At 76.0% G+C, this 651-nt stretch carries 1 protein-coding gene; it reads right to left on the bottom strand.

Annotation, left to right across the window (positions count from 1 at the left end; genetic code table 11):
* Positions 1 to 98 precede the first annotated feature (98 nt).
* Positions 99 to 651, bottom strand: a 553-nt coding sequence (locus tag ACYVE9_RS29845; protein ID WP_461030987.1) for a DUF4232 domain-containing protein, incomplete at its 5' end; no start/stop codon positions are given.

The raw sequence follows: 651 nt of genomic DNA, 5'->3' as shown, positions 1-651 counted from the left end.
CGGCCCCGACGCGTCCCTCCGGGCGTGAGCAGCCGTCCGGCGGGACGCGCCGGGGGCGAGGCGGGACGCGACCGGACCGCCCCGGAGACCCGCCCGTCTCAGGGGTTCGTGGCCGGGCGGTGCCAGGGGCTGACGCTGATCCGTCCGGTGGTACCCAGGTCCATCGTGCCGTCAGGCGTGGTCAGTTGGCCCGGATCACCGGCGGCCGGGGCGACTTCCAGGTAGTGCCCCACGTCGGCGGCCCGGTCGCTCGCGGTGACGGTGTTGCGCCACGCGACGGCGGCCCGGGCCCGTTCGCCGGGCTTGAGGGTCACCGGGCGGGGCTCGGCCTCGAAGGTGGCGTCGGTGTGGATGGAGGAGCGGCCTTCGATGACCCGCACGTCGATCTGCTTCCGCTCGTCGTCGAGCGCTCTGAGCGACGGGTAGCCGGACACCGTCACCGGTCCGTCGCCGCAGTTGGCCATCGTCACCGTCATGACCCGCAGGCCCATCGCCGCGCTCGGCACCTCGGTGCCCATCTCCACCCCCGAGCTGGGACAGCCCGGCACGGCGCCGGACAGCGAGCCCGGTGGGGACTGCCCGGCCGGGCCCGGCGGGGGTGAACTCCCGTTGCCCGCCGGGGTGCCGCAGCCGGACGCCAGCACGGCGAGC

Source organism: Streptomyces sparsus, assembly GCF_054776295.1.
Note: the sequence above shows the minus strand (reverse complement) of the source record. Positions and strands in the feature narration are given on the sequence as shown.